The organism is Agrobacterium sp. 22-214-1 (genome assembly GCF_053522465.1).
The window spans coordinates 193,464-217,939 of sequence record NZ_JBNWCK010000006.1 but is presented as its reverse complement, the minus strand read 5'-3'; the positions used below and the strand labels follow the sequence as shown (position 1 = coordinate 217,939).

At 60.7% G+C, this 24,476-nt stretch carries 24 protein-coding genes; 11 read left to right on the top strand and 13 right to left on the bottom strand.

Annotated elements, in window-relative coordinates; all coding sequences use genetic code 11:
• Positions 1 to 918 carry an SUMF1/EgtB/PvdO family nonheme iron enzyme gene (locus ACQZ5G_RS20465; protein WP_448738638.1) on the top strand — a complete coding sequence of 306 codons (918 nt, stop codon included), beginning with the start codon at positions 1 to 3 and terminating at the stop codon, positions 916 to 918.
• A 149-nt stretch (positions 919 to 1,067) separates the two neighbouring features.
• On the top strand, positions 1,068 to 1,769 hold the full coding sequence (locus tag ACQZ5G_RS20460) for a Crp/Fnr family transcriptional regulator (protein WP_448738639.1): 702 nt from the start codon (positions 1,068 to 1,070) through the stop codon (positions 1,767 to 1,769).
• Between the two features lie 58 nt (positions 1,770 to 1,827).
• On the opposite strand, the gene ACQZ5G_RS20455 is transcribed toward ACQZ5G_RS20460, so the two are convergent.
• The 11 genes from ACQZ5G_RS20455 to ACQZ5G_RS20405 form a co-directional block, all read right to left on the bottom strand.
• Positions 1,828 to 2,223: a c-type cytochrome gene (locus ACQZ5G_RS20455; protein WP_448738640.1), complete on the bottom strand. Its 396-nt coding sequence runs from the start codon at positions 2,221 to 2,223 to the stop codon at positions 1,828 to 1,830.
• 69 nt (positions 2,224 to 2,292) lie between these two features.
• Positions 2,293 to 2,853, bottom strand: coding sequence for a gluconate 2-dehydrogenase subunit 3 family protein (locus tag ACQZ5G_RS20450; protein WP_003522050.1), 561 nt, complete (start codon positions 2,851 to 2,853; stop codon positions 2,293 to 2,295).
• Entirely contained in the window at positions 2,853 to 4,538 is a 1,686-nt protein-coding gene (locus ACQZ5G_RS20445; RefSeq protein WP_448738641.1) for a GMC oxidoreductase, read from the bottom strand. The genes ACQZ5G_RS20450 and ACQZ5G_RS20445 overlap by 1 nt, the downstream gene beginning before the upstream one ends.
• Before the next feature lie 149 nt (positions 4,539 to 4,687).
• Positions 4,688 to 5,542, bottom strand: coding sequence for a sugar phosphate isomerase/epimerase family protein (locus ACQZ5G_RS20440; RefSeq protein WP_448738642.1), 855 nt, complete (start codon positions 5,540 to 5,542; stop codon positions 4,688 to 4,690).
• 129 nt (positions 5,543 to 5,671) lie between these two features.
• Positions 5,672 to 6,841 carry a Gfo/Idh/MocA family protein gene (locus tag ACQZ5G_RS20435; protein WP_448738643.1) on the bottom strand — a complete coding sequence of 390 codons (1,170 nt, stop codon included), beginning with the start codon at positions 6,839 to 6,841 and terminating at the stop codon, positions 5,672 to 5,674.
• An 11-nt stretch (positions 6,842 to 6,852) separates the two neighbouring features.
• The gene (locus tag ACQZ5G_RS20430) at positions 6,853 to 7,902 is read right to left on the bottom strand and encodes a sugar phosphate isomerase/epimerase family protein (RefSeq protein WP_448738644.1); all 1,050 of its coding nucleotides are present in this window, start codon (positions 7,900 to 7,902) and stop codon (positions 6,853 to 6,855) included.
• Positions 7,903 to 7,935: 33 nt separating this feature from the next.
• Positions 7,936 to 8,958, bottom strand: coding sequence for a LacI family DNA-binding transcriptional regulator (locus ACQZ5G_RS20425; protein ID WP_448738645.1), 1,023 nt, complete (start codon positions 8,956 to 8,958; stop codon positions 7,936 to 7,938).
• Positions 8,959 to 8,961: 3 nt separating this feature from the next.
• On the bottom strand, positions 8,962 to 9,930 hold the full coding sequence (locus ACQZ5G_RS20420) for an ABC transporter permease (protein ID WP_065117786.1): 969 nt from the start codon (positions 9,928 to 9,930) through the stop codon (positions 8,962 to 8,964).
• Position 9,931: 1 nt separating this feature from the next.
• The gene (locus tag ACQZ5G_RS20415) at positions 9,932 to 10,876 is read right to left on the bottom strand and encodes an ABC transporter permease (protein WP_046800969.1); all 945 of its coding nucleotides are present in this window, start codon (positions 10,874 to 10,876) and stop codon (positions 9,932 to 9,934) included.
• Positions 10,873 to 12,366, bottom strand: a complete 1,494-nt coding sequence (locus ACQZ5G_RS20410) for a sugar ABC transporter ATP-binding protein (RefSeq protein WP_448738646.1) — start codon at positions 12,364 to 12,366, stop codon at positions 10,873 to 10,875. Before ACQZ5G_RS20410 ends, ACQZ5G_RS20415 begins: the two co-directional genes overlap by 4 nt.
• Before the next feature lie 103 nt (positions 12,367 to 12,469).
• A complete protein-coding gene (locus tag ACQZ5G_RS20405) occupies positions 12,470 to 13,492 on the bottom strand; it encodes a substrate-binding domain-containing protein (protein ID WP_448738647.1) in 1,023 nt (340 codons plus the stop codon).
• 304 nt (positions 13,493 to 13,796) lie between these two features.
• Here ACQZ5G_RS20405 and ACQZ5G_RS20400 point away from each other — a divergent pair, with 304 nt between their 5' ends.
• The gene (locus tag ACQZ5G_RS20400; RefSeq protein ID WP_448738648.1) at positions 13,797 to 14,192 is read left to right on the top strand and encodes a (R)-mandelonitrile lyase; all 396 of its coding nucleotides are present in this window, start codon (positions 13,797 to 13,799) and stop codon (positions 14,190 to 14,192) included.
• 71 nt (positions 14,193 to 14,263) lie between these two features.
• Here the strand turns inward: ACQZ5G_RS20400 and ACQZ5G_RS20395 are convergent, their stop codons facing one another.
• Positions 14,264 to 15,163, bottom strand: coding sequence for a LysR family transcriptional regulator (locus ACQZ5G_RS20395; protein ID WP_448738649.1), 900 nt, complete (start codon positions 15,161 to 15,163; stop codon positions 14,264 to 14,266).
• Between the two features lie 137 nt (positions 15,164 to 15,300).
• On the opposite strand from ACQZ5G_RS20395, the gene ACQZ5G_RS20390 reads away from it, so the two are divergent.
• Both ACQZ5G_RS20390 and ACQZ5G_RS20385 read left to right on the top strand, forming a co-directional pair.
• The gene (locus ACQZ5G_RS20390; RefSeq protein WP_448738650.1) at positions 15,301 to 16,074 is read left to right on the top strand and encodes an SDR family oxidoreductase; all 774 of its coding nucleotides are present in this window, start codon (positions 15,301 to 15,303) and stop codon (positions 16,072 to 16,074) included.
• Between the two features lie 149 nt (positions 16,075 to 16,223).
• On the top strand, positions 16,224 to 17,102 hold the full coding sequence (locus ACQZ5G_RS20385) for a hypothetical protein (RefSeq protein ID WP_448738651.1): 879 nt from the start codon (positions 16,224 to 16,226) through the stop codon (positions 17,100 to 17,102).
• A gap of 15 nt (positions 17,103 to 17,117) precedes the next feature.
• Here ACQZ5G_RS20385 and ACQZ5G_RS20380 read toward each other — a convergent pair whose 3' ends face one another.
• Entirely contained in the window at positions 17,118 to 18,146 is a 1,029-nt protein-coding gene (locus ACQZ5G_RS20380) for a LacI family DNA-binding transcriptional regulator (protein ID WP_031234048.1), read from the bottom strand.
• Between the two features lie 140 nt (positions 18,147 to 18,286).
• Between ACQZ5G_RS20380 and ACQZ5G_RS20375 the strand changes: the two genes are divergently transcribed.
• The 6 genes from ACQZ5G_RS20375 to ACQZ5G_RS20350 all read left to right on the top strand — a co-directional run bounded on the left by ACQZ5G_RS20375 (position 18,287) and on the right by ACQZ5G_RS20350 (position 24,451).
• Positions 18,287 to 19,321, top strand: a complete 1,035-nt coding sequence (locus ACQZ5G_RS20375; RefSeq protein WP_448738652.1) for a Gfo/Idh/MocA family protein — start codon at positions 18,287 to 18,289, stop codon at positions 19,319 to 19,321.
• A gap of 12 nt (positions 19,322 to 19,333) precedes the next feature.
• Positions 19,334 to 20,236 (top strand): sugar phosphate isomerase/epimerase family protein, encoded by a 903-nt coding sequence (locus ACQZ5G_RS20370; RefSeq protein ID WP_080820441.1) that lies wholly within the window; start codon positions 19,334 to 19,336, stop codon positions 20,234 to 20,236.
• Positions 20,237 to 20,298: 62 nt separating this feature from the next.
• Positions 20,299 to 21,531, top strand: coding sequence for an ABC transporter substrate-binding protein (locus ACQZ5G_RS20365; RefSeq protein WP_448738653.1), 1,233 nt, complete (start codon positions 20,299 to 20,301; stop codon positions 21,529 to 21,531).
• A 111-nt stretch (positions 21,532 to 21,642) separates the two neighbouring features.
• Positions 21,643 to 22,545: a carbohydrate ABC transporter permease gene (locus tag ACQZ5G_RS20360; RefSeq protein ID WP_078053306.1), complete on the top strand. Its 903-nt coding sequence runs from the start codon at positions 21,643 to 21,645 to the stop codon at positions 22,543 to 22,545.
• Positions 22,542 to 23,369: a carbohydrate ABC transporter permease gene (locus ACQZ5G_RS20355; protein ID WP_448738654.1), complete on the top strand. Its 828-nt coding sequence runs from the start codon at positions 22,542 to 22,544 to the stop codon at positions 23,367 to 23,369. Before ACQZ5G_RS20360 ends, ACQZ5G_RS20355 begins: the two co-directional genes overlap by 4 nt.
• Entirely contained in the window at positions 23,366 to 24,451 is a 1,086-nt protein-coding gene (locus tag ACQZ5G_RS20350) for an ABC transporter ATP-binding protein (protein ID WP_448738655.1), read from the top strand. The genes ACQZ5G_RS20355 and ACQZ5G_RS20350 overlap by 4 nt, the downstream gene beginning before the upstream one ends.
• Positions 24,452 to 24,476: the final 25 nt, after the last annotated feature.

The following is a 24,476-nucleotide window of genomic DNA, read 5'->3' as shown; positions in this document are numbered from 1 at the left end:
ATGGGCATTCCCGGCAACAACCATTTCCCAAATGCCGTCTCGCTTCTTTTGCCGCTCTCGCTTGCAACGCTTCTGGCAACGGCCATCGGTTTTCAGTCCGGGATCATCCGCAGCGGCGCCGATCCACGCGCCGCCATAATCGCTCCGCAGGTCATCACCGTGCCCGCGGGACATTTCACCTATCGGGCGGAGGGAGAATATTTCCGAAACGGTTATGCCGTCGATGGCCCGATGGTCGACGTGGCGATGCGGCAAAATCTGACGATCATGAAATATCAGGTATCGAGTGCGGATTATGCACGCTGCGTGGCGGAAGGCGGCTGTCAGCAGCCGGAACCCGGCTTTGCCGCTCCGGTCGGCGGCGCGATACCGGCAACCGGCATCAGCCAGGACGACGCCCGCGCTTATGCGGCGTGGCTGAGCGAACGGACAGGCACTGTCTGGCGCCTGCCGAGCGACGCTGAACTGGCCTTCGCCGCCGGGTCGCTTTTCCCGGATGAGACGCTCGGTGTGGCTGGGGATAGTGAAAACCCCGCTTTGCGCTGGCTGGCGGATTACGAGCGGCAGACCAGCCGCAAGGCCTCGGGCAACCCCGTTCCGCAATCTTATGGCAGCTTCGGCGAAAACGAATATGGCCTTGCCGATTTCGGCGGCAATGTCTGGGAATGGACCTCCAGCTGCAGCCACCGTGTGACGCTCGGCACGGATGGCGAGGTAGTCGACACCGTCGCCTCCTGCGGCATTCCCGTCGCTTCGGGAAAACACCGGGCGGCGATGAGCGCCTTCGTCAAAAACCCGAAAAGCGGCGGCTGCGCCGTCGGCGTGCCGCCGGACAATCTGGGTTTCCGGCTGGTGAGGGATACGCGCTGGTATGCGCCGCTTCTCGAAAAGCTTCGCGCAACCGCTCTATTTTCTTGATAATCGTCAATAAAAACAATCGGTTGATTCATATCATTTGATCTTCTTCGACCCGTGATAGTGCTGTATTGTGAGGATACAGAAGAGGCCGACACCCGGGTGCCCATTGCGGGAACCAGGGCGGCGGCCAATCACCGGAGAGGGTGCAAGTGAAGATTGACCGAAGCGTCATCCGGTCGCTGGCCTTGTTTGCCAAGATGGCCGACGATGAGCTGGACGGGCTGCTGACCCACGCCACATCCCGGCTGGTGCCGCCGGGCGAAGCCATTTTCGAGCAGGGCCAATCGGCCACGCATTTCTTTCTGCTCATCCACGGCCGCCTGAAGGTGACGCAGGTGACCCATGACGGCCAGCAGATCATCGTGCGCGTGGTGCATCCCGGCGATCTCTTCGGTTTTGCCCGGGCGCTGCAACGGTCCGATTATCCCGGCACCGCCACGACCGCTGCCGAAAGCGTCATACTCTCTTGGCAGACGGACCTCTGGCCGCAATTCGTCGAACAGAACCCACATCTTGCCGTTTCCGCCATGCAGACCATCGGCCAGCGCCTCGAGGAAGCCCATACGCGCATCCGCGAAATGTCGACGCAGGAGGTGGAGCGCCGGGTAGCCCACGCCGTGCTGCGCCTTTCGCAACAGGCGGGACGTAAAGAGGTGGACGGCATCCGCATTGACTTTCCAATCTCGCGACAGGATATAGCCGAAATGACCGGCACGACACTGCACACCGTTTCCCGCATCCTCAGCAGTTGGGAGAGCAAGGGGCTGGTGCAGGGCGGACGGCAGAAGCTTCTGGTCTGCAATCTGCCGGGCCTCGCGCAGCTGGCGGAGGGCGAAGTGAGCCAGGTGTAGCGCGCAGGCGCCTGACCTTCGCCAGGAGTTTTACTTCCACCGGGCAGCCGTGCTGCTCTCACTCAGCCGGCTTCGAAGCGGCGCTTTCGATATAGGCGATGAGATTGTCCAGATCTTCCGGCTTGCTGATGCCGGCCAGCGCCATCTTGTTGCCGGGTATTTTCTTCTTGGGCGCGCTCAGGAAATCCCGCAATTCTTCCGGTGTCCAGACAAGGCCGTCCTCGCCCGCTTTTTTCATCGCAGCCGAATAAGTATAGTCAGGCACGCCGCCTGCCGCACGGCCAATGATACCGTTAAGCTGCGGGCCGACCCTGTTTTTCGCGCCCTCGCCAATGGCGTGACAGGCGGAACAGCGCTTGAACACCGCCTCCCCCTTGGCAACATCGCCCTCCGAAAGAGCGGGAACGGTGCTTGCGATCAGCATAGCCGCCGCGATGATTACTGTCTTGCGCATCGTGTCATCCTTGTCTTGCCGCTTGAGTGTGGCCCGTCTGCAAATGCGGACGGGCCAACAGTTCTCTCTTCAGGTCGTGCCCCAGGCGGGCGTGCCCTTCTTGTAGGGAACGCGATCTTCGAAACCGCCGGGAATCTCGTCGTAGACGAGAACTTCCGTGGCCCCGATCTTCGAGGTGAAGAAGCCGAGCAGCGTCAACTGCTTGACCAGCGTGAAGGCGTGCGGCTTTGCAGGCGTCTGTTCCGCCTTGGCCTGCTTGTCCAGCGCGGCAAGCAGCGCCTGCCGCTGTTCCGGCGTCAGCTCCAGAAAGGCCTTTTTGTGTTCGGCCTGACTGCGCTTGTCGATGTCGGAAATCGCCGAAAGGAAAAGTGTCCGCTGTTCGTCGGTATAACAATCGGCCGCATAGACGGCCATGAAGGCACCCACTTCGGCATCCTTCGCCCCCGGCGTGGAGGTGCGCGGAATGATGGTTTCCGCCACCTCGTCCAGAAAGCGGATTTCCTCCGGGGTGAAGACGTGGGTAGCGCCGGCGGGCTTGGCAGCGTTTTCGGCAGCCGTGAGGACATCCGCGCCGATCAGCGGAAGGCCGGTGGCAATGGCTATCAGTTTCAGCAGTTCGCGTCTGTTCATCACAGGTTCCCCTTCTTGCGTTCGGAAACGGCAAAATCGGCGGCACGCGCCGTCAGCGCCATATAGGTCAGGGACGGGTTGACGCAGGAGGCCGAAGTCATGCAGGCGCCATCGGTGACAAATACGTTGGGCGCATCCCAGACCTGGTTGTTGCCGTTGAGGACGGAGGTTTTCGGGTCGCGGCCCATGCGGGCCGTTCCCATTTCGTGAATACCCATACCGGGGGCGTAACTGCCCCGCGAGGGCTTGACGTTCTTGATGCCGACCGCCTCGAACATTTCGACGGCGTCATTGACCATGTCTTCGCGCATGTCGAGTTCGTTCTGCTTCATCTCGACATTCATGGAGAGGACCGGCAGGCCCCATTTGTCCTTCTTGTCATGATCGAGCTTCACGCGGTTGTCGTGATAGGGCAGCATTTCTCCGAAGGCGGTCATGCCGATGGTCCAGCCGCCCGGATCCGTCAGGGCCTCCTTGTAGTCGGCACCGATATTGAGTTCGGCGATCTCCCGTTCCCAGCGCGAACGGCTGGCGGAGCCCTGATACCCGAAACCGCGCAGATATTTACGCTTGTCGTCACCGGTATTGCGGAAACGTGGAATGTAGAAGCCCGCCGGACGACGGCCCTTGAAATAGAAGTCCTCGAAACCTTCCACCTGGCCTGTCGCGCCCATGCGGAAATGGTGATCCATCACGTTGTGGCCGAGTTCGCCCGAGCTGCTGCCGAGACCGCCTTCCCAGACATCAGTGGCAGAATTCATCAGCACCCATGTCGAGTTCAGCGTCGAGGCGTTGAGGAAGATGATGTCGGCGGTGTATTCGTAGGTCAGATTGGTTTCAGCATCGATGATCTCGACGCCGCGCGCCTTTTTCTTGTCCTTGTCGTAAAGGATTTCCTTGACGATGGAGAAAGGCCTGAGCGTCAGATTGCCGGTGGCGACCGCCGCAGGCAGGGTCGAGGCCTGCGTGCTGAAATAGCCGCCGAAGGGACAGCCCAGCCGACACTTGTTGCGGAACTGACAGCGCGTACGCTCCTGATCGGGAAGTTCCTGGGTGATGTTGGCGCAGCGTGAATTGATGAGGTGGCGCGTGCCCTTGAACGCCTTTTTCAGCCGGCTGGCCACATCCTGTTCCACGAAATTGAGCGGAATGGGCGGCAGGAACTCACCATCGGGGAGAATATCCAGGCCCTCGCGGCTGCCGGAAATGCCTGCGAAGCGCTCGACATAGTCATACCATGGAGAAACATCCTCATAGCGGATGGGCCAATCAACGGCGATACCGTCTTTCGCATTGGCCTCGAAATCGGTCTGCGACCAGCGATAGGTCTGGCGGCCCCAGAGCAGCGAGCGACCGCCGACATGGTAACCACGGAACCAGTCGAAGCGCTTTTCCTCGACATAGGGCGTTTCCTGCTCGTCGGCCCACATGCCGAGCGTTGCTTCTTCTAGCAGGTAATCGCGGCTGAGAACGGGGTATTTCGCCTTCATCTCCTGCGTGGCGCGGTTGCGATGGGGGTAATCCCAGGCTTCCTTGTCGGCATTCTGATAGTCGGTTATGTGCTCGATATTACGGCCGCGCTCCAGCATCAGGACCTTCAGGCCCTTTTGCGTAAGTTCCTTTGCGGCCCAGCCTCCACTGATGCCCGAGCCGACAACAATCGCATCATAATGATTGTTTGCCATGATAACTCCTCCGATGTGAGCTTGGAAAAAACGACAGGGCAACGCGCCTCCCGTCGCGACGCGGCGGAAACTGGTCATGCGTCTGTCGAACCTCATGCTCCCCGCCGAAACCGGCCGCCGGGGAGCGGTTCTGGTTTCACTGGCAGTGTTTACTGAATGGTCGGAAGGCGTTCATTGAGGAACGCGTTGCCCTTGGTCACCACCGCTTCGGCATCGAGCGGAAGATCGTGCTCAAGGATGAACCATTTTGCGCCGGCATGTTTGGCCGCCGGCAGAATTGTCTTCCAGTCGAGAACGCCGGTGCCGAGTGTGGCGAAGCCACGCTCGTTTTCCGCCGTGCCGGCCGGTGCATTGTCCTTGGCGTGGATGGCGAAAACCTTGCCCTTCAACGTGCCGAGGAATTCGGCAGGATCATTGCCGCTGCGCGCCACCCAGGCGACATCGACTTCGGCCTGCAGCTTCGGGCCTGCCGCATCGAGCAAAAGCTCAAGCGCCGTCTTGCCGTCGAATTCGACCATCTCGAAGTCGTGGTTGTGATAGGCCATGGAGAGGCCCGCCGCGGAAAGCTTGTCCGCGTAACCGCCAAGCTCCTTGCCGAAGGCGGTCCAGCCGGCAGCGTCCTTCGGGCGGTCTTCCGGCTTCAGGAACGGCACGGTCACGACCGGGTTGCCGACAGCCTTCTGCTCGGTGATGACCGCATCGAGATTGCCGCGCAGCTTGTCGATCGGCACATGCGAGGAAATGACCTTGATCTTGTGCTTTTCCAGCAATGTGTTCAGTTCGCCGGCGCTGACCTTCTGCATATCCACGGTTTCCACGGCGGAAACGCCGGCGCGGTTGAGAATGGCAAGCTGCTCCTCCAGCGTTCCGGAATTGCGCAGCGTGTACATCTGCGCGGCAATCGGCAGCACCTTGCTGTCATCGGCAAAAACCGGATTTGCGAAACCGGCCGCCAATCCGACGACGAATGCCATGCCAGCGAATTTTGACTTGAACGTTTTCAAACGCGTAACTCCCTTTCCGTTTGATCAATATGACGACACGCGTGCCCTCGCCTTTCCCGGCCGTCTGGCCGGGTCATGCCGGGCACCGCCTCCTGTGCCCTGCGTCGTCCGTGCCCGATATTGGGCGAGCTAGATGTCGATCCCGACCCAGGACGAGGTCCGACTGGACCGGACGGCCGCATCGATGAATGCGAGACCCGCAAGGCCGTCCTCTATGCCGGGATAAATCACCTCCCCGGCGGCTGTCTTTCCCTCCCTTTTTGCGATGATTGCATCTGCGGCTTCACGGTAGATCGTCGCAAAACCCTCGAGATATCCCTCCGGGTGCCCTGACGGCACACGGCTGACGCGGTTGGCGGCATCGCCTGCACCCGCGCCATTGCGCGTGATCAGCCGCTTCGGCTCGCCGTAAGGCGTGAACCACAGCTCATCCGGCACCCGGTGGTGCCATTCAAGCCCGCCTTTATCGCCATATACCCGGAGCGACAGCGCGTTTTCGTTGCCGACGGCGATCTGGCTCGCCCAGAGCATGCCTTTCGCGCCGCTTGCATAACGAAGCAGAATATTGGCGCTGTCATCCAGCTGCCTGCCCGGAACGAACGACGTCAGATCGGCATAAAGGCTTGTCGGGATTTCGCCCGTGACGAAGGCAGCGGCGTTGAAAGCGTGCGTGCCGATATCACCGATTGCGCCGCCAGCGCCGGAACGGCTGGGGTCGGTGCGCCATTCCGCACCCTTTGCCCCGGTCTTTTCAACGGCTTCGGTCAGCCAGTCCTGCGCATATTCGGCCTGAACGTGGCGCAGCTTGCCGATGGATCCATCAGCGATCATCTCGCGCATCTGCCGCAACATCGCGTAGCCGGTGTAATTATGCGTCAGGACGAACAGGCTGTCGGATGCCCTGACGATCTCGGCCAGCGCCTTCGCTTCCTCCAGCGTCGCGGTCACCGGCTTGTCGCAGATGACGTGGATGCCGGCTTCGAGAAAGGCCTTGGACGGGGCGAAATGCAGATGGTTCGGCGTGACGATGGCGACCGCCTCGATACCGTCCTCGCGTCCAGCCTCAGACGCCGCCATTTCCTCAAACGAGACGTAGGAACGCTCGGGGGCAATACCGAGCAAGGTTGCCGAAGCGGCAGCGCGTGCCGGGTCGGAAGAAAGCGCGCCGGCCACCAGTTCGTAACGGTCATCCAGCCGGGCCGCGATGCGATGCACCGCCCCGATAAAGGCGCCCTGACCGCCGCCGACCATGCCGAGACGAATACGGCGGCTATCGAATTTTGCTATCGTGGAGGACATGAAGTTTCCTTTCAGAGACCGAGAAGGCGACGATTGGCGGCATCATCGACACCGCTTTTGGCGAAATCGTCGAAAGCCCGCTCGGTCACGCGGATGATGTGGTTTTCAATGAAGCCAGCGCCTTCGCGCGCGCCGTCTTCCGGGTGTTTCAGCGCGCATTCCCACTCCAGCACCGCCCAGCCGTCGAAATCATATTGAGTGAGCTTGGAGAACACCGCGCCGAAATCGACATGCCCGTCGCCCAGCGAGCGGAAACGACCCGGCCGGTCGACCCAGCCTTGATAACCGCCATAAACGCCGGAACGGCCGGTCGGATTGAACTCGGCATCCTTCACGTGAAAGGCGCGGATGCGCTCGTGGTAGATGTCGATGAAATCGAGATAATCCATCGCCTGAAGGACGAAGTGGGAGGGATCGTAGAGGATGTTGGCGCGCGAGTGGTTACCGGTGGCTTCGAGAAAACGCTCGAAGGTGATGCCGTCATGCAGATCTTCGCCCGGATGCAGTTCGTAGCAGAGATCGACGCCATTCTCCTCGAATGTATCGAGAATGGGCGTCCAGCGCTTGCCCAGCTCCGCAAAGGCCAGTTCGACGAGGCCCGCCGGGCGCTGCGGCCATGGGTAAACGAAGGGCCAGGCAAGTGCGCCGGAGAAGGTGGCATGGCTCTTGAGGCCGAGATGCTGCGAGGCTTTCGCCGCATATTTCAGCTGGTTGACCGCCCATTCCTGCCGCGCCTGCGGTTTTCCACGCAGTTCGGTAGGTGCAAAACCGTCGAACATTTCGTCATAGGCCGGGTGAACGGCGACGAGCTGACCCTGAATATGGGTCGAAAGCTCGGTGATCTCGATACCCATTTCCGCCAGACGACCCTTGATATCGTCGCAATAGGTCTTGGAGGCAGCGGCTTTTTCAAGATCGAAGAGCCTAGGATCGGTCGGCACCTGAATGCCCTTGTAACCGAGGGAAGCCGCCCATTGACCGAGATTGTCGAGCGTGTCGAAGGGGGCCTTGTCCCCGACAAATTGCGCGAGGAAAATCGCCGGGCCTTTGATCGTCTTCATGTCCTTACACTCCTTGCATTCACAGTCTGGCCGCTACCGATGCGGCGGGCGGCAGGGCGCGACCGAGCCGCGCACCACCAGTTCCGTATCCAGCACGATGGTTTCAGCCGTGCGTTTTCCGTTCAGGCGATCCACCATCAGCGCCATGGCCCTGCGGCCCATTTCCTGGCGGGGCTGACGCACCGTGGTCAGCGGCGGCTCGAAAGCATTGGCGAAAATGATATCGTCGAAGCCGATGACGGAGACATCGGCCGGAACCGAAACGCCACGCGCACGCAATTCGCTGATCGCGCCAATCGCCATCTGGTCGCTCGATGCGAAGATTGCGGTAAAGGCAATGCCGCCTTCGAGAAGGCTGCCAATTGCCTGACGTCCGGCCTCGATGCTGTAATCGCCCGTCACGACAAGTTCGTCGGTATAAGCGATGCCGGCTTCGGCAAGTGCCGCGCGATAACCATCGAAACGCTCCTGCGCCAGACTTTCCGGGACCGGACCGGCCAGATGCACGATCCTTTGATGTCCCGCCTCGATGAGGTGGCGCATGGCGTTTTTGGAGGCGGCGCGGTTGTCCACCTTGACGGTCGGCAGCGCGAGGCCGGGCACCGTTTCCGACGCGATCACAATCGGCGGCAGCGCATCGCCCTGTTCGAGAAGCTCGGCGGGAAACTGGCCGGTCATCAGGATCAGGCCGTCGGCATGTTTCTGGCGCACCATGTCGATATGGGTCGCCACGCGATTCTCGTCGTTGCGGGCGTCGCCCATCAGCACCTTGAAGCCCGCTTCGCCCGCCGCTTCCTCAACGCCTTTGTAGATTTCGAGATAAAACGGGTTGCCGATATCGCGAACGAGAAGGATGACGGTATTGTTGGATTGGCGGCGGAAGCTTGCCGCCTGCGCATTGGGAACGAAGTTGGCCTGCCGGACGGCGTCGAAAACCTTCTTTCGGGTTTCCGGGCGAACCTTGTCGGGTTGCTGCAGCGCCCGCGATACGGTCGCGATGGAAACGCCCGCGAGAGCTGCCACTTCCCTGATATTCGAACCTTGGTCTTTGCTCATCTGTCACACACGCAACTGCTTTTGGCGGCCATAAAGCAGCATCAGCGCTAGCAACGTGACACCGAATATGATCTGCCGTGCCCATACATCGAGGTTGAGCGTTATCAGTACGCTTTGCAGAATGGTGAGCGCAACTGCCCCGGCCATGGTTCCGACATATCCGCCCGCGCCGCCGGCAAGCGATGTGCCGCCGATGACGACCGCGATGATCGACGGAAGCACATATTGGTCGCCGACGGAGATGAAGGAGGTGCCGGTGTAACCGATCACGCACACCCCGGTCAGCCCGGCAAACAGGCCGGAAAGACCATAAAGCAACGTGCGGATCAAAGAGACGGGTAATCCGGTGAGCGTCGCCGCCCGCTCATTGGAGCCGATGGCGTAGATGGCGAAACCGAAGGCCGTGCGGCGCAGGACGAACAGCATGATTGCGGCGATGCCCAGCCAGACGAAGAGTACGCCGGGGATGCCAAAAATGAGCGGCCGGTTGATGAAACCTGCCAGCAGGGGTGCTGCCGCGCCCGACGGAACACCCTGCGAATAAACGACCAATCCGCCCTGGATCACCGCCGTCATACCAAGGGTCATCACCAGCGGCGGAATGCGCACGAAGGTGATGCCGAGGCCATTGATGAGGCCGATCAGGAAAGGAATGCCGCCGGCAACGAGAATGGCAAGCGGAATGCCGGCATTCTGGCCGTTCATCATATTGCCGGCAAGGACGGCGCCGAGCGAGATCATCGCGCCGACGGAAAGATCGATGCCTTCGCGTCCGCCTAGGATGACGAGGTTCTGACCCGCCGCGACGATGCCGAGAATGGCGGCAATCGTCAGCAGCCGCACGATCTGGGACCCTTGCGCGAAGCCGGGCGACAACAATTCGCCGACCAGCAGCAGGAAGACCGATGCGCCAATGGCGATGGTCAGGGGATCGGTTAGGAGGGTTTTGATTTGCAAGCCGGGATTGGTCATATCAACGCCTCGTCACCAGAACGCCGCCGGCCAGCGCCGTCAGCACGATCAAACCCTGCACCAGCGTCTGGTACTCGAAGGGCAGCCCCGCAAAGAAAATCACATTACCGATCATGCCGAGCACCAGTGCGCCGGCAATCGACCCTGTCGAGCTGCCGAAACCGCCCGAAAGTGCGGTGCCGCCCAGAACCACGGCCGAGATGGAGGACAGCGCCAGACTTGCGCCGAGCAACGGATCGCCCGAGGCCGTCTCCCCCGTCAGGCACAGCGCCGCCAGCGCCGAGAACAGACCGGAGATCATATATGCGCCGATGCGGATGCCCGAAAGGCGCAGACCCGTCTGGAAGGCCCCGGTGCGATTGCCGCCGACGGCCAACAGGTGCGTATGAAACGGAATACGCGACACGATGAGGGTGAAGGCGATGCCCCCAATCAGCACCCACAGCACGAAGGGCAAGCCGATGAAGCTGCCGGAATAGGTCTGCCAATAGGCCTCCGGCACCGGAAGACCCGCCTGCGGCAGAACCCAGATCGCCAGCCCGGCGAAGATAATGCCGGTTGCGAAGGTGGTGACGATCGGCTGAAAGCGCAGGCCGGATATGAAGAGGCCATTGACCAGTCCGCAGAGCAGCCCAACCGCCGCACCCGCCGCCATGCCGGCGAAGACGGCCCCCGTCGTGCCGCCGAGTGCTGCGATGACGCTGACGGTGACGACATTCGCGAGCGCCACGATGCTGCCGACCGACAGATCGATATCGCCCGCCAGAATGACATAGGTCTGGCCAATGGCGACCAGGATCAGCGGCAGAAACGTCGTCAGGTTCGATTGCAGCACGGAAGGCTGAACGAAGGAAGGCTGCAGAAACGTGTTCACGGCGATGAGAAGCGCCAGTACGACGAGGGTGATGACCCATGGCTGCCTGCGCAGAAAACCGGAGGCGCTCATGCGGCATCTCCATAAGCGGCGCGGGTCATGTTTACGGATGTCATGTCGGCTCCGGTCAGTTCCGCAGAAATGCGTCCACCGTTGAACACAAGAATACGGTCGGCATATTCGAGGATTTCCGCATCCTCCGAGGAATAAAGAAGGATGGTCGCGCCAGCATCGGCCTGCTGCCGCATCAGGGCGAAGAGATCCGCTTTCGCGCCAAGATCGATGCCCTTGGTCGGATCGTCGAGCAGCAGCAGTTTCGGTGCTGTGGCGAGCCAGCGGGAGATGAAAATCTTCTGCTGGTTGCCGCCCGAAAGCGTGCCGATCGGCATATCGAGGCCGGCGAACTTCGTCTTCATGTCGTTCGCGACCTTCTGCACGCGCGGCTTCAGAGTCGCGGGACGGACCAGCCGCATCTTTTCACGCACCATCAGCGCCGCGACGAGATTTTCGAAGATCGACCGGCCCTGAAGGGAAGCGTCACGGCCACGGTCGCCAGAGACATAGGCAAAACCACTATGAACCGCCTGCGAAGGCTTGCCGATGGTGATTTCACGACCCTCAAACCGGATTTGGCCGGCAGCAAATGGGTTGGCGCCGAAAAGGCCCTTCAGCAAGGCCGACTGGCCCTGCCCCTGCAGGCCGGCCAGACCGACGATTTCGCCCGGATAGGCTTCCAGAGAGACACCGCGAACGCCTTCACCTGCAACATCCGCCAGCTTCAGGCTCGGCGCAGCAGCCGAACGCCCGTTCTGACGGGCAGGAGCGGCCCGAACATCGCCGACCATGTCGTGCACGACGGCTTCACGGGTGGTGGCTGCGGTGTCGAGTTCGGAAATCGTCGCACCGTTGCGCATGACGGTGATGCGGTCGCAGACGGCGAAAACCTCGTCGAGGCGGTGGGAAATCATGATGGTCGAGATACCGTCCGCCTTCTTGGCCCGGAGTATCTCGAAAAAGCGCTGGGACTGGCGGCCATCGAGCGCCGCCGTCGCCTCGTCCATGATCATCAGGCTGGCATTCTGCGCGAAGACCTTGAGGATTTCGACGAGCTGGCGCTGATCCGGCGGCAGATTGCCAACGATTGCGTCCGGCTCCAGCCCTTCGCCAGCCACACCATCAAACAGCGCGATCAGTCTGGCCGCTTCGGCCTTCAGCACCTTGCCGTCGACAAAGATGCCGCGTTTCGGCTCGCGGCCGAGAAAGATATTATCGGCGACCGAAAGCTGCGGAATGAGGCTGAGTTCCTGATAAAACAGGGCGATGCCGGCATTTTCGGCATCCCGCGGGCTTTTGAAGCGCACTTCCGCACCGTTGAACCGGATCGTGCCGCTGGTCGGCGCGACCGCGCCCGCAACGATCTTGCAAAGCGTGCTCTTGCCGCAGCCATTGGCGCCCAGCAATGCGTGAATTTCACCGCGACCAACCGTCAGCCTGCCGTCGGAAAGCGCGCGCACCGCGCCAAAATTCTTCGTTATGCCGGCCGCTTCCAAAGCGTTCGCCATCGCATGTCCCCGAATAATGCTTGTCACAGGCGGCCGGCCAAGGCCCGGTCCGCGCTCGAAATTCTGGTTCGGGCCGGCGCTTGTCGCCGACCCGAAACGGCTCTTACTTGAAGAACTCGCCGGCCTGTTCCGGCGTCACGGTCGCCGTGACGGACCAGTAGCCCGGCTTGCCATCGGCAGCCTTGATGTTGTCGGCAAGGTTGTCATTGCTGACGAAGGGGATCGGAATATAGATGGCGTTACCATAGGTGCCGCCGAAGACGCCGTCCTTGAATTCCTTGCCCTGCAGCTTCAGGACAGCGACGTTGAGCGCGCTGGCCATGACGCCGGGAGGATTGACCGAAGCGCCGGAATTGAACTTTTCCTTTTCCCAGCGGGTCATGAAGTCCTTGCGGATTTCACCGGTCGCGGCAATGTCCTTGGTCTTGCCGGCGGCTTCGATGGCGCGCCATGCGCCGTCCGCCATGCCGTCCTGAACCCACACACCGCTGATATCGGGATAGGTGGCGAGCAGGTTCTGCATGGCCTGCTGGCCCTGCGCCTGATCCCAGCTCGCATTGGCTTCGTTCAGCACCTTGATGTCAGGATATTTCTTGAACACTTCGCGATAACCGGCGACGCGGGCTTCGTTGGCGGGGTTGCCGGCGATGCCGTTGATGGCGACGACGCTTCCCTTGCCCTTCAGCGCATCCGCAAGCCATTGCGCGGATTGCGCCGCCCATGCCTTCTGGTCGATGCCGACATAGAGCGCATCCTTCGAGGACACTTCGGCGTCGGTTGCGATGACGAGAATATTGCGCGCCTTGGCCTGCGCGAAGATCGGATCGAAGGCCGTCGGGCTGCCGGGGTTGATGAGGATCGCATCGACGCCCTGGTTCATGAAATTGCGGATATGGCCGATCTGCCCCTGCACATCGACATTGCCGCTCTGAACGACAACCTCAACCTTGACGCCCTTTTCGCCCCACGCTTTCGCGGCAGCCTGAGCCTCTTCTATCATCTGCGTGCGCCATTCGCTGCCGACGAAAGAATTGGAAAGACCGATCTTGAAGCTCTGCTCCCGGGCATGCGCCGACGTGCCCGCCGCCAGCACCATCGCGGCAGCAGCCATCAAATGTCTAAACATGAAATTTGCTCCTCCAAGCACGGTTTTTAACTAATGAAACCGTTTACATCGGCGAATGTAACCGTTTTCATTAATGAGTCAATCCCGAGAATAATTTTTATCGCAGGATGTGGAACGGTGGCGGATGAGCAGTTCCTACCTACGGAAAAGGCTTGAAAAATCGAGACATGGGCCAAAACCAACGCGGCACGGAGCTTCGGAAAACGCCCTTGGCCGACAGATCATGTCGATTTTCATTTCACTGTGGACAATGGGAGGATTCCCGCTTCAAATCGCCTCGAGTCAGCAATCGGGAGAACGACCAATGGAAATATTGCGCGCAGGAACACGGGCATCGGCGAAAGGCCCCGAGGCATGGTTCACGGGGCAGGTCCGCATCGATTCCCTCTTCAACCCCTTTGATGCCGAGCGGGTTCAGGGCGCTCAGGTCACCTTCGAACCCGGCGCCCGCACCGCCTGGCACACCCATCCCCTCGGCCAGACCCTGATTGTGGTCTCCGGCCTCGGACGCGCGCAGCGCGAAGGCGGCCCGGTGGAGGAAATCCGTCCCGGCGATACCGTCTGGTTCGCACCGGGCGAAAGGCACTGGCACGGGGCCGCACCTGATATCGCCATGACCCATATTGCACTTCAGGAGGTCAAGGACGGCAAGGTTGTGGACTGGATGGAACAGGTGACGGATGACCAGTATGGCGGCTGACGCGGATGTGCCGGCGTGGCGACCGGCGACGAAACATCCGCAACCAATCGGGGGGCCTGCAAACCGCGACGCTACAAAAGCCGTCGCCGCAGCAGGGCCTCCAGCCATTCCGCAAACACCTGCAGCCGCCGCGACAGATGCTGGCGGTGGGCATAAAGCAACGTCATCGGCATTGGCTCGGCCCGATGGGCTGGCATGACCTCGATGAGTTCGCCGCTCTCCAGATGCAGCCTGACGTCGTAAGCCGGTATCTGGATCAAGCCGAGACCGGCAAGACAACAGGCGATATAGGCCTCGGCATTGTTGACGGCGACGCGGCCGCGCATGGAAAGCGAATGCAGCGTCTCGCCTTCGACCCACTCCCAGTTTTCCACCCGCCCGCTGGACGGCGACGCGTAATTGACCGCCCAGTGGCGGGAAAGATCGTGGGGCGTTTTCGGCGTTCCGTGACGCGCGAGATAAGAGGGGCTTGCGACATTGATCAGCGGCAGCTTGCCGATCGGCCGCGCGATCAGGCCGGAATCGCTGAGCGGTCCGACACGCAGCACGCAATCGATATTGTCTTCCACCAGATCGACGGCGCGGTCGGTAACGCCGAGGCCTATGTCGATCTGCGGATAAAGATCGAGAAATTCCGGGAGTGCCGGTGCGATGACCAGCCGCCCGATCCGGCCCGGCACGTCGATCCGCAACCGGCCCGAAGGCTGCGCCGCCGTCTGCCGAAAGAGATTTTCCGCATCTTCGACATCGGCGATCAGCCGCTGGCAGCGCTCGTAAAAGGCCGAGCCATCCTCGGTTGGCGAGACCTTGCGCGTCGTGCGGTTCAGCAGCCGCGCACCGACACGCCCTTCCAGTTCCTGCACCGCCGCCGAAACGGAAGAGCGCGGTATGCCGAGCGTATCGGCGGCCCGCGTGAAACTCGCGCAGTCAACGACGCGTGTGAAGATGCGGAACAGGTCGATACGGTCCAACCGAAAACACCCTATTGTGCGGATTTTCTGACAAGTTATGTCAGAATAAGTGCCTTTATCACGCAATGCTAGACGATATCCTGCTGCAACGAAAGCGGCCACCAGCGTGGCCGAGCACGGCAAAAGGAGGCCGACCCATGACAGACCATTCCCTCAAGGGCAAAACCGTCATCATCGCCGGCGGCGCGAAAAATCTCGGTGGATTGATTGCCCGCGATTTTGCCGGCCAAGGCGCCCGCGCCATCGCCATCCATTACAACAGCGCCGCAACCAGGGCCGATGCCGAGGCAACCGTGGCCGCCGTGAAGGCGGCCGGCGCTGAGGCCGTCGCCCTTCAGGCCGATCTCACCACGGCAAGTGCGGTCGAAAAGCTGTTTGCCGATGCCGTCGCCGCCATCGGCCGCCCGGATATTGCCATCAACACCGTCGGCAAGGTGCTGAAAAAGCCGATCCTCGACACGTCCGAAGCCGAATATGACGAAATGACTGCCGTTAACGCCAAGTCGGCCTTCTTTTTCCTCCAGCAGGCCGGACGCCATGTCAGCGATAACGGCAAGATCTGCACCCTCGTGACATCGCTCCTGGGCGCTTTCACGCCGTTTTACGCCAGCTATGCCGGCACCAAGGCCCCGGTGGAACATTTCACCCGTGCAGCCGCCAAGGAATTTGGCGAACGCGGCATATCCGTGACGGCAATCGGTCCCGGACCGATGGACACACCATTCTTCTACGGTCAGGAAACGCCGGAGGCGCAGGCCTATCACAAGAGCGCCGCCGCTCTTTCCGGCTTCTCGAAAACCGGTCTCACCGATATCGAGGACATCGTTCCCTATATCCGCTTTCTCGTCACGGATGGCTGGTGGATGACCGGCCAGACCATTCTGGTCAATGGCGGTTACACCACGAAATAGTCGCTGCCGGATGACACAGCGGCTCAGGCCGCCGGCTCCTTCCGGGGCACAAAACCGCGATGCCAAAAATATCGAACGCCATATGGCTGAATGATATATGCCGGTGTAAAACCCCCTCATCCTGTTGATGGAAACTTTGGGGGTATCGGATGAATTCCGGGCGTCGTGGCGTTCTCGCATTTCTGGGCGGCCTTATGCTGGCAAGGCCGTCTCTCGGCGCAGCAACGGGCAAGCCGGCGGCCTTTGCTGAATCCCGTTCCGAATACAAACCCCGGCACATCCTCTGTTTTCTTGGCGCGGAAAATGGGCTGGCGGCGCTGCAGAAGAGCGCCCGCGCCGCCATCGATGATTTTGCGCCCGATTTCAGTCTCGACGAGGATTATTCACAGGATGAGGCGGACGACCGAATGGAACGTTCGTTCAATGTCTGTTGGGATCGCGTCGACCCCGATGCCTACCAGCCGGAGGATGAGGAAGCCGTCGCCGGACACGGCTCGGTTCTTTATGTGCTCAGCCCGTCCATGGATGCCGAAACAGCGGTGAAGACATCCGCAAAGGCCCTCGGATTCGTACAGCACATGCTCGATCACGGCGCTGTCGCCGTGAAGGGTGAAAGTGCGGGCGTCGCCCATGGCGCAAGGCGCTGGAAGCAGCTTTACGAGCAGTCGCGCGGCGAGGCGGCCGCCGATGACGGGATGGCGCTTGCCAGAACCTGCCGTCTGGCTTTCGCACGCCGCCCCATAGGAGACGATGCCGAAGGCATGACGAGCGTCGGATTTCACCTGATCGGCTTGCCCGATGTGCAGGTGCGCTTCACCAAAAAAGACGAGGACCAGCCATCGACGAACGCCGAACAGCTGACGATAGCTGCCTTGATAGATGATATCGCCGAGCAAATGGCGCGTGAAGGCGTTGAAGCCACCCTGAAGGGCCGTGGCGCCTCCCTCTCAGACGACACACGGTATGAGGAAGACGAATATAAATTCAATCCTTTCGGCGTCGTGAGCGTTGACGGCCTCAAGCTTTAACGCCCGCCTGCGGCCTTATGGGGCGGGATCGCTCTCGCCGGCCACCAGAAGCATGGGCCACACGCAATGGCGGGCCTGATCGGGGTAAAAGGGTGCGTAGGCCGGCATGGTCGATAACAGCGTCTGGGCCACCGTCACGCCGAGATCATGCAGGGACATGCGGAAACTGGTCAGCCGCGGTTCCAGAAACTGGCCGCGCGGGCCATCGCGGAAGCCGATGACGGCGAGATCGCGCCCCGGTTTCAGGCCCACTTCCGCAAGCCGCCGATAAAGACCGACCGCCATCAGTTCGTAGATCAGCACGATCGCCGTTGGCCGGGGCCGCATCTGCAGCCACTCGCTGGCGGCGTGATAACCGCCCTGCTCGCTCGATTTCGCACGGATGACCAGCGAGGAATCGTAAGCGATGCCATTGTCTTCCAGCGCGCGCCTGTACCCTTCCAGAAAAACATAACCGAGATTGATATCGCTGTCGGGCACCGCCACCGCAATCGAACGATGACCGGCAGCGGCAAGGCGGTCGACCGCATTTTTCGCGACGCCCTCGAAATCGAGATCGATCCAGGCGTGAGTGTCGCTGGAAGCGGTGCGTCCGAGCGCTACGAAAGGCAGCCGGGTCTGCTTCAGGAAATCCACACGTTTGTCGATCCGCCGCGTCGCGGAAATGATCATCGCATCCACCATGCGGCGCGCCACCATGCGCTTCAGATATTCATCCGGATCCTCTTCCCCCGGACAGGGCAGAACGATGAGATCGAGATTATGTCCGGAAAACACGCTTTGCAGACCGTCCGTCACACCCAGGAAGAAGTTGTCGGAGTTCTCCACGGTCTGCGCGTCGCTGCCGGTCATCAGGCCGATGACATTGGTGGTTCCCTGCCTGAGGCTACGGCCGGACTGGTTGGCGACATAACCCAGCTTTTCCGCCGCTTCCAGAACGCGCCGCCGCGTTTCTTCGTTTACATCCGGCTTGCCGTTCAGGGCACGGGAAACAGTGCCTATCGATATCTCCAGATAATCGGCAAGCTGACGAATTCCTTTCATGCACTCCCCCTCCCAGGCCCGGCGCGCAATCGACGCGCCCCTTAACGGTCTTGACATATCTAACATCATCGGCATAGTCTCGTAAACGTTTACGACGCTCTGCGCAAAGAGGAGTTTGCGAAAGAGTCCGGGGAGATGAGATGACATTCAATGCCGTTTTATGCGGGTGCGGAGCCATGGCCAAAGGCTGGCTGCGCGCCATTCAATCCACGCCGGAAATCGCCGGCGCGATCAGGATCGCCGGGCTGGTCGACCTGAACGAGAACACGGCCCGCGCGCTTGCCGAAGAATTCGCCCTCACCGACGCGGTCATCGGCACGGATCTGCGCGAGGTTCTCGCTAAAACGAAATCCGACATCCTTTTTGATATCGTCATCCCGCAGGCGCGCTTCGCCGTGGTTGAGGCCGGTCTTGAGGCCGGGTGCCATGTGCTCAGCGAAAAGCCGCTTGCCGCCTCGATGGAGGAAGCCGCCACGCTGGTAGAACTGGCGAAAAAAGCCGGAAAAATTCATGCCGTGGTGCAAAACCGACGATTTGTGGCGGGTATCCGGCGGCTGCGCCGCGCGGTGGAAGACGGCGTCATCGGCAATTTGACGGCCATCCATTGCGATTTCTTCCTTGGGCCGCATTTCGGCGGCTTCCGCGAGGAGATGAAGAACGTCCTGCTTCTCGACATGGCGATCCACACCTTCGATGCGGCCCGTTTCGTCGCCAATGAAAAACCCCTCTCCGTCTTCTGCGTGGAAAAGAACCCGGCCGGCTCATGGTATGCCCATGGCGCAAGCGCCAACGCCATTTTCGAGTTCTCGAATGATGTCGTCTTCACCTATCGCGGTTCATGGTGCGCCGAAGGCGAGCGGACCAGCTGGGAAGCGCGCTGGCGACTGATCGGCTCGAAGGGCATGATCCTCTGGGACGGGGAAGACAATTTCTCCGCCTCCGTGGCCGGCGACGAACAGGGGCTTCTGCGCGGCTTTAAGACCGTAAACGTTTCCGAAACCGTTTCCGAGAAGGACACGCGCGGCCATGCCAGCGTCATTCTCTCGTTCCTAGAGTCCATCCGCACGGGTGAGATGCCGGAAACGGCCTCCTTCGACAACATCAACAGCCTTGCCATGGTGATCGGCGCGATTGAAAGCGCCCGCCTCGGCCAGCGTGTTTCCATTGCAGCATAAGGACTGAAAGACGTGAGCAATCCGGCAACATCCATCCGCATCGGCACCATGGTCAGCGCCACCAAGGGACAGGCCGCCGAACGCATCGGCCAGATCGCCGATCTCGGCTTTGAAAGCTTCGAGCCCTTCTTCTGGCAGACCACCAACGGTCAGGACCTTGCCGAACTCGGCAAGCGCTGCCGCGAGGCGATTGGCGAGCGCGACATCACCATCAGCACGCTCGGCATGTTCGGCAATCCGCTGGAGGAAACCGACATCGACCTTGAGACATTGCAGGGCTGGAAAGACTGCATCGACAATGCCCACCATTTCGGCGCGACCTGCGTTGCGGGGTTCACCGGCCGGCTGCGCGGCAAACCGCTGCCGGAAAGCCTGCCCCGATACAGGCAAATCTGGAGCGAGCTTGCAAAACGCGCCGCCGACAAGGGCGTGAAGATCGCCTTTGAAAACTGCGCCATGGACGGCAACTGGCAGACCGGCGACTGGAACATCGCGCACAATCCCGACGCATGGGAACTGATCTTCAACGAAACGCCGGACGAGCATATCGGCATCGAATGGGAACCCTGCCATCAGATGGTCTATCTGATCGACCCACTGCCGCAGATCCGCAAATGGGCGGACAAGATTTTTCATGTGCACGGCAAGGACGCGACCATCCGCTGGGATGTCATTCGCGAGCACGGCATTTTCGGCAAGGAAAAATTCGTCTTCATGCGCACGCCGGGCTTCGGCGACAGCAACTGGACGGACATTATTTCCGAACTGCGCCTCGCCGGCTGGTCTGGCTCCATCGACATCGAGGGCTGGCATGACCCCGTCTATCGCGACGCGCTGGAAATGACGGGCCAGGTGCATGGCCTGAACTATCTGAAAAAATGCCGCGGCGGCGATTTCGTCGTCGATCCGACATAACGGAAGCCTTTTGGGAGAAGGTTTTCGAAAATTGCAGAGACGATAACCAAGAGGAGGAGATTATGGGTATCGCGAAATGCATGATGGCCGGCGCGTTTATGCTGGCGGGCGTATCCGCCGGCGCTATTGCGGCGCAGGCAGAAGATGTGACGTTGACCCTCTGGTCGCTGGATCGCGATATCCAGCCGGCGCCGAACCTCATCAAGGAGTTCAACGCGCTCAATAACGGCATCAAGATCGAATACCGGCAATTGCAGTTCGATGATGTGGTGAGCGAATCCATGCGCGCCTATTCCACCGGCAATGCGCCCGACATCATCGCCATCGACAACCCCAACCACGCCATGTTCGCCGCACGCGGCGCCTTTCTCGATGTGACCGACATGATCGCCAAGTCGGATGTCATCAAGACGGAGAATTATTTTCCGGGACCGCTGAAATCGGTGATGTGGGACGGCAAATATTTCGGCGTGCCGAAGGCGACGAATACGATTGCGCTTTATTACAACAAGGACCTGTTCAAGGCCGCAGGCCTCGATGCAGCAAAACCGCCGCAGACCTGGGACGAGCTGGTGGAAGTGGCCCGCAAGCTGACCGACCCCTCGAAGAATATTTACGGCATCAGCTTCAGCGCCAAGGCGAATGAGGAAGGCACCTTCCAGTTCCTGCCCTGGGCGCAGATGGCAGGCGCGACCTACAAGAACATCAATACCGAGGGTGCCGTCAAAGCACTCGAGACGTGGAAGCTGATGCTGGATGAAAAGCTGGCATCGCCGGATACGCTGACGCGCAGCCAGTGGGATTCCACCGCCACCTTCAACGCCGGCAATGCCGCCATGGTCATTTCCGGCCCATGGGAAATCGACCGCATGCTGAAGGACGCCAAATTCGACTGGGGTGTTGCTTTGCTGCCGGTTCCCACGCCCGACGCCCCCCGGTCTTCGGCCATGGGTGACTATAACTGGGCGATCTTCTCCAAGACGAAACATCCGGAAGAGGCCTTCAAGGCAATCGAGTTCTTCGCCTCTAAGGACAAGGACATGTTCAAGAACTTCGGCCAGTTGCCGGCGCGCTCGGATATTCCGGTTCCGCCTACCGGCAATGCGTTGAAGGATGAGGCGCTGAAGACCTTCGTGGAACAGCTGAAATATGCGCAGCCGCGCGGCCCCTCGCCGGAATGGCCGAAGATTTCCAAGGCGATTCAAGATGCCATCCAGGGTGCGCTTTCGGGTCAGATGACGCCGAAAGCCGCGCTCGACCAGGCCGCTGAAAAGATAAAGCTGGTCGAAGGCTGATCCGGGCGGGCGGCCGGGTTTCTCCGGCCTCCACCCAGGGGGTTCCTCCCGGTGGGGCTGCCTGCCGCGACAAGCGGCGGCGGCCCCGACTGGAGCTTGCGAGGATGTTTCATGAAAAAACTGTTTTCCAGCGTCAGTGACGGTCGCGGTTTCGATATCGTCCTTGTCGCCTTTCCTTTGGGCTTCCTGTTCGTCATGGCGGGGCTGCCGCTCATTTACAACATCGTCATGAGCTTTCAGGAAGTCGACATGTTCAGCCTGGGCACCTTCGTGCGCCCCTTCGTCGGCTTCAAGAATTATATAGATCTGTTCCGGCAGCCGGAAACATTGCCGATCCTTTTCAACACCGTCACCTTTGTTGTGGCCTCGATTGCCGGGCAATTCGCCATCGGCTTCGGTCTGGCGTTGTTCTTCTGGGTCAATTTTCCCGGCGCCACCTGGCTGCGCGGCCTTTTTCTCGTGTCCTGGGTCATGCCCGGCCTCGTGGTGGGCGCGATCTGGAACTGGATTCTCTCGGGCGATTTCGGCGTGTTGAATTTCTTCCTGCGGGAAAGCGGCCTGATATCGGGCAATATCTTCTGGCGTTCGGATGCGAATTTTTCGCTCTGGGCGGTCGTCATCGCCAATATCTGGCTCGGCACCTCCTTCAACATGATCCTGCTTTCCGTCGGCCTCGCCTCCATTCCCGGCGACCTCTACGAAGCCGCGGAGCTGGACGGCGCCAATGCCTGGCAGCGCTTCCACACCATCACCCTGCCGATGATGCGCTCCACCATCGGTGCAATCGTCTCGCTCGGGCTGATCTTTACGCTGCAGCAATTCGATCTTTTCGCCGCCATTACCGATGGCGGACCGAACAACAGCTCCAACGTGGCGCAATATTGGGCCTGGGACCTGTCCTTCCGGCAATATGATTTCGGCAAGGGCGCCACGATCTCCGTCATCATGATCGTTTTCGTCATGCTGGCCTCCATCGTTTATGTGCGCTCCACACGGCATGAGGTGCGCGGATGAGCATCACGACCCGCAACTGCCTGATGCTGGCCATCGCCATCGTGCTCGCCATCATCTACCTTTTCCCGCTTTACTGGATGTATCTGACCTCGCTCAAAAGCGGCTCGGAAATGTTCGCCAATCCGCCCGCCTTCTGGCCCACGGACCCGCAATGGCAGACCTATGCCTATGTCTGGAACAGCCGCAACATGGGCAGATACCTGTGGAATTCGGTGCTGATCGCTTCGAGCGCGGTGCTGCTGATCACCATTCTCGGCGTCGGCTGCGCCTATGTGCTGGCGCGCTATCGCAATGTCTGGGTGGATATCGGCCTGTTCCTCATCCTCATGCTGCAGGTTCTGCCGGCATCGCTGATGATCACGCCGATCTTCGTCGGCTTCTCGCAATTCGGGCTTCTCGATTATCCGCGCCTGTCGGTCATCCTCGCCATTGCAGCGAAAAGCATGCCCTTCTTCGTGGTGCTTGTGCGCGCCACCTTCATGGCCGTGCCGCAGGAACTGGAAGAGGCCGCACTTGTGGATGGCAACTCCCGGGCCGGCGCGTTTTTCAACATAGTGCTGCCGCTTGCCAGAAACGGCATCCTCGTCAGCGCCATCCTCATCTTCATGCAGGCCTTCGGTGAGTTCGTCTATTCGAAATCGATGATCCAGGCGGCCGAATTGCAGCCGGCGAGTGTCGGCCTCAATTCCTTCATGGGCCCCAACACCAGCGAATGGAACAACATCATGGCCTATGCGACCATGTATGTGACGCCCATTCTCGCCCTCTTCATTCTCTTGCAGCGCCGCATCGTATCCGGCCTGACATCGGGAGCGCTCAAATGACCCTTCAGATCGAACTTTCCGGCGTCAACAAATATTACGGCGCCTTTCATGCGCTGAAGAACATCAACCTTTCCATCGAGAAGGGCACCTTCGTCGCGCTTGTCGGCCCCTCCGGGTGCGGCAAATCCACCCTTCTGCGCTCGCTCGCCGGGCTGGAAACCATATCGGCCGGCGACATGCGCATTGCCGGCACGCTCATGAACGGCGTGCCGCCGCGCAAGCGCGACGTGGCCATGGTGTTCCAGTCCTATGCGCTCTACCCGCATATGACCGTGGAGGAAAATCTCACCTATTCGCTGCGTATGCGCGGCGTGGCCAAGGCCGAGGCCCGAAAGGCGGCGGAAGAAGTTGCCGCCACAACAGGTCTTTCAAAGCTGATGAAGCGTTATCCCCGCGAACTCTCCGGCGGCCAGCGCCAGCGTGTGGCCATGAGCCGGGCGATCATCCGCAACCCGCAGGCGTTTCTGTTCGATGAGCCGCTTTCCAATCTCGATGCGGCGCTACGCGTCCACATGCGAAAGGAAATCCGCGCGCTGCACGATCGCCTGCATGCCACTTCGGTCTACGTCACCCACGACCAGATCGAAGCGATGACCATGGCCGATCATGTCGTCGTCATGCGCGATGGCGTGATCGAGCAGCAGGGCACGCCGCTGGAACTATACGACAGCCCGGTCAATCGTTTCGTTGCGGGCTTCATCGGCTCGCCGGCCATGAATTTCATTCCGGCGACCGTCAGCCCGGATGGCGCGTCGCTTCAGCTCAGGTTCGGCGAAGGCGAGCCGCAGCAATCGATCGGGAATCCGACCTCCCTGCCGCCCGGCAAAGATGTGATCGTCGGCATCAGGCCGGAACATATCCGGCCGGCCGCAGCAGCCGGAGCGACATTGGCGCTGCCGGTTTCCGCGGTGGAAACGACCGGTTCGGCGACCTTCCTCACGACGGGAACCTCCACCGAACTGGTCATCGCGGTGCAGGGACGCAGCGCAGTCAAGGCCGGTGAAACGATCGGCCTCGACATCGACCCGTCCGATATGCATTTGTTCGATGCGGAAACAGGCATCGGCCTCCTGTCCCGCTGAGCGGCGGTTTTGCCGGCTGTTTCCT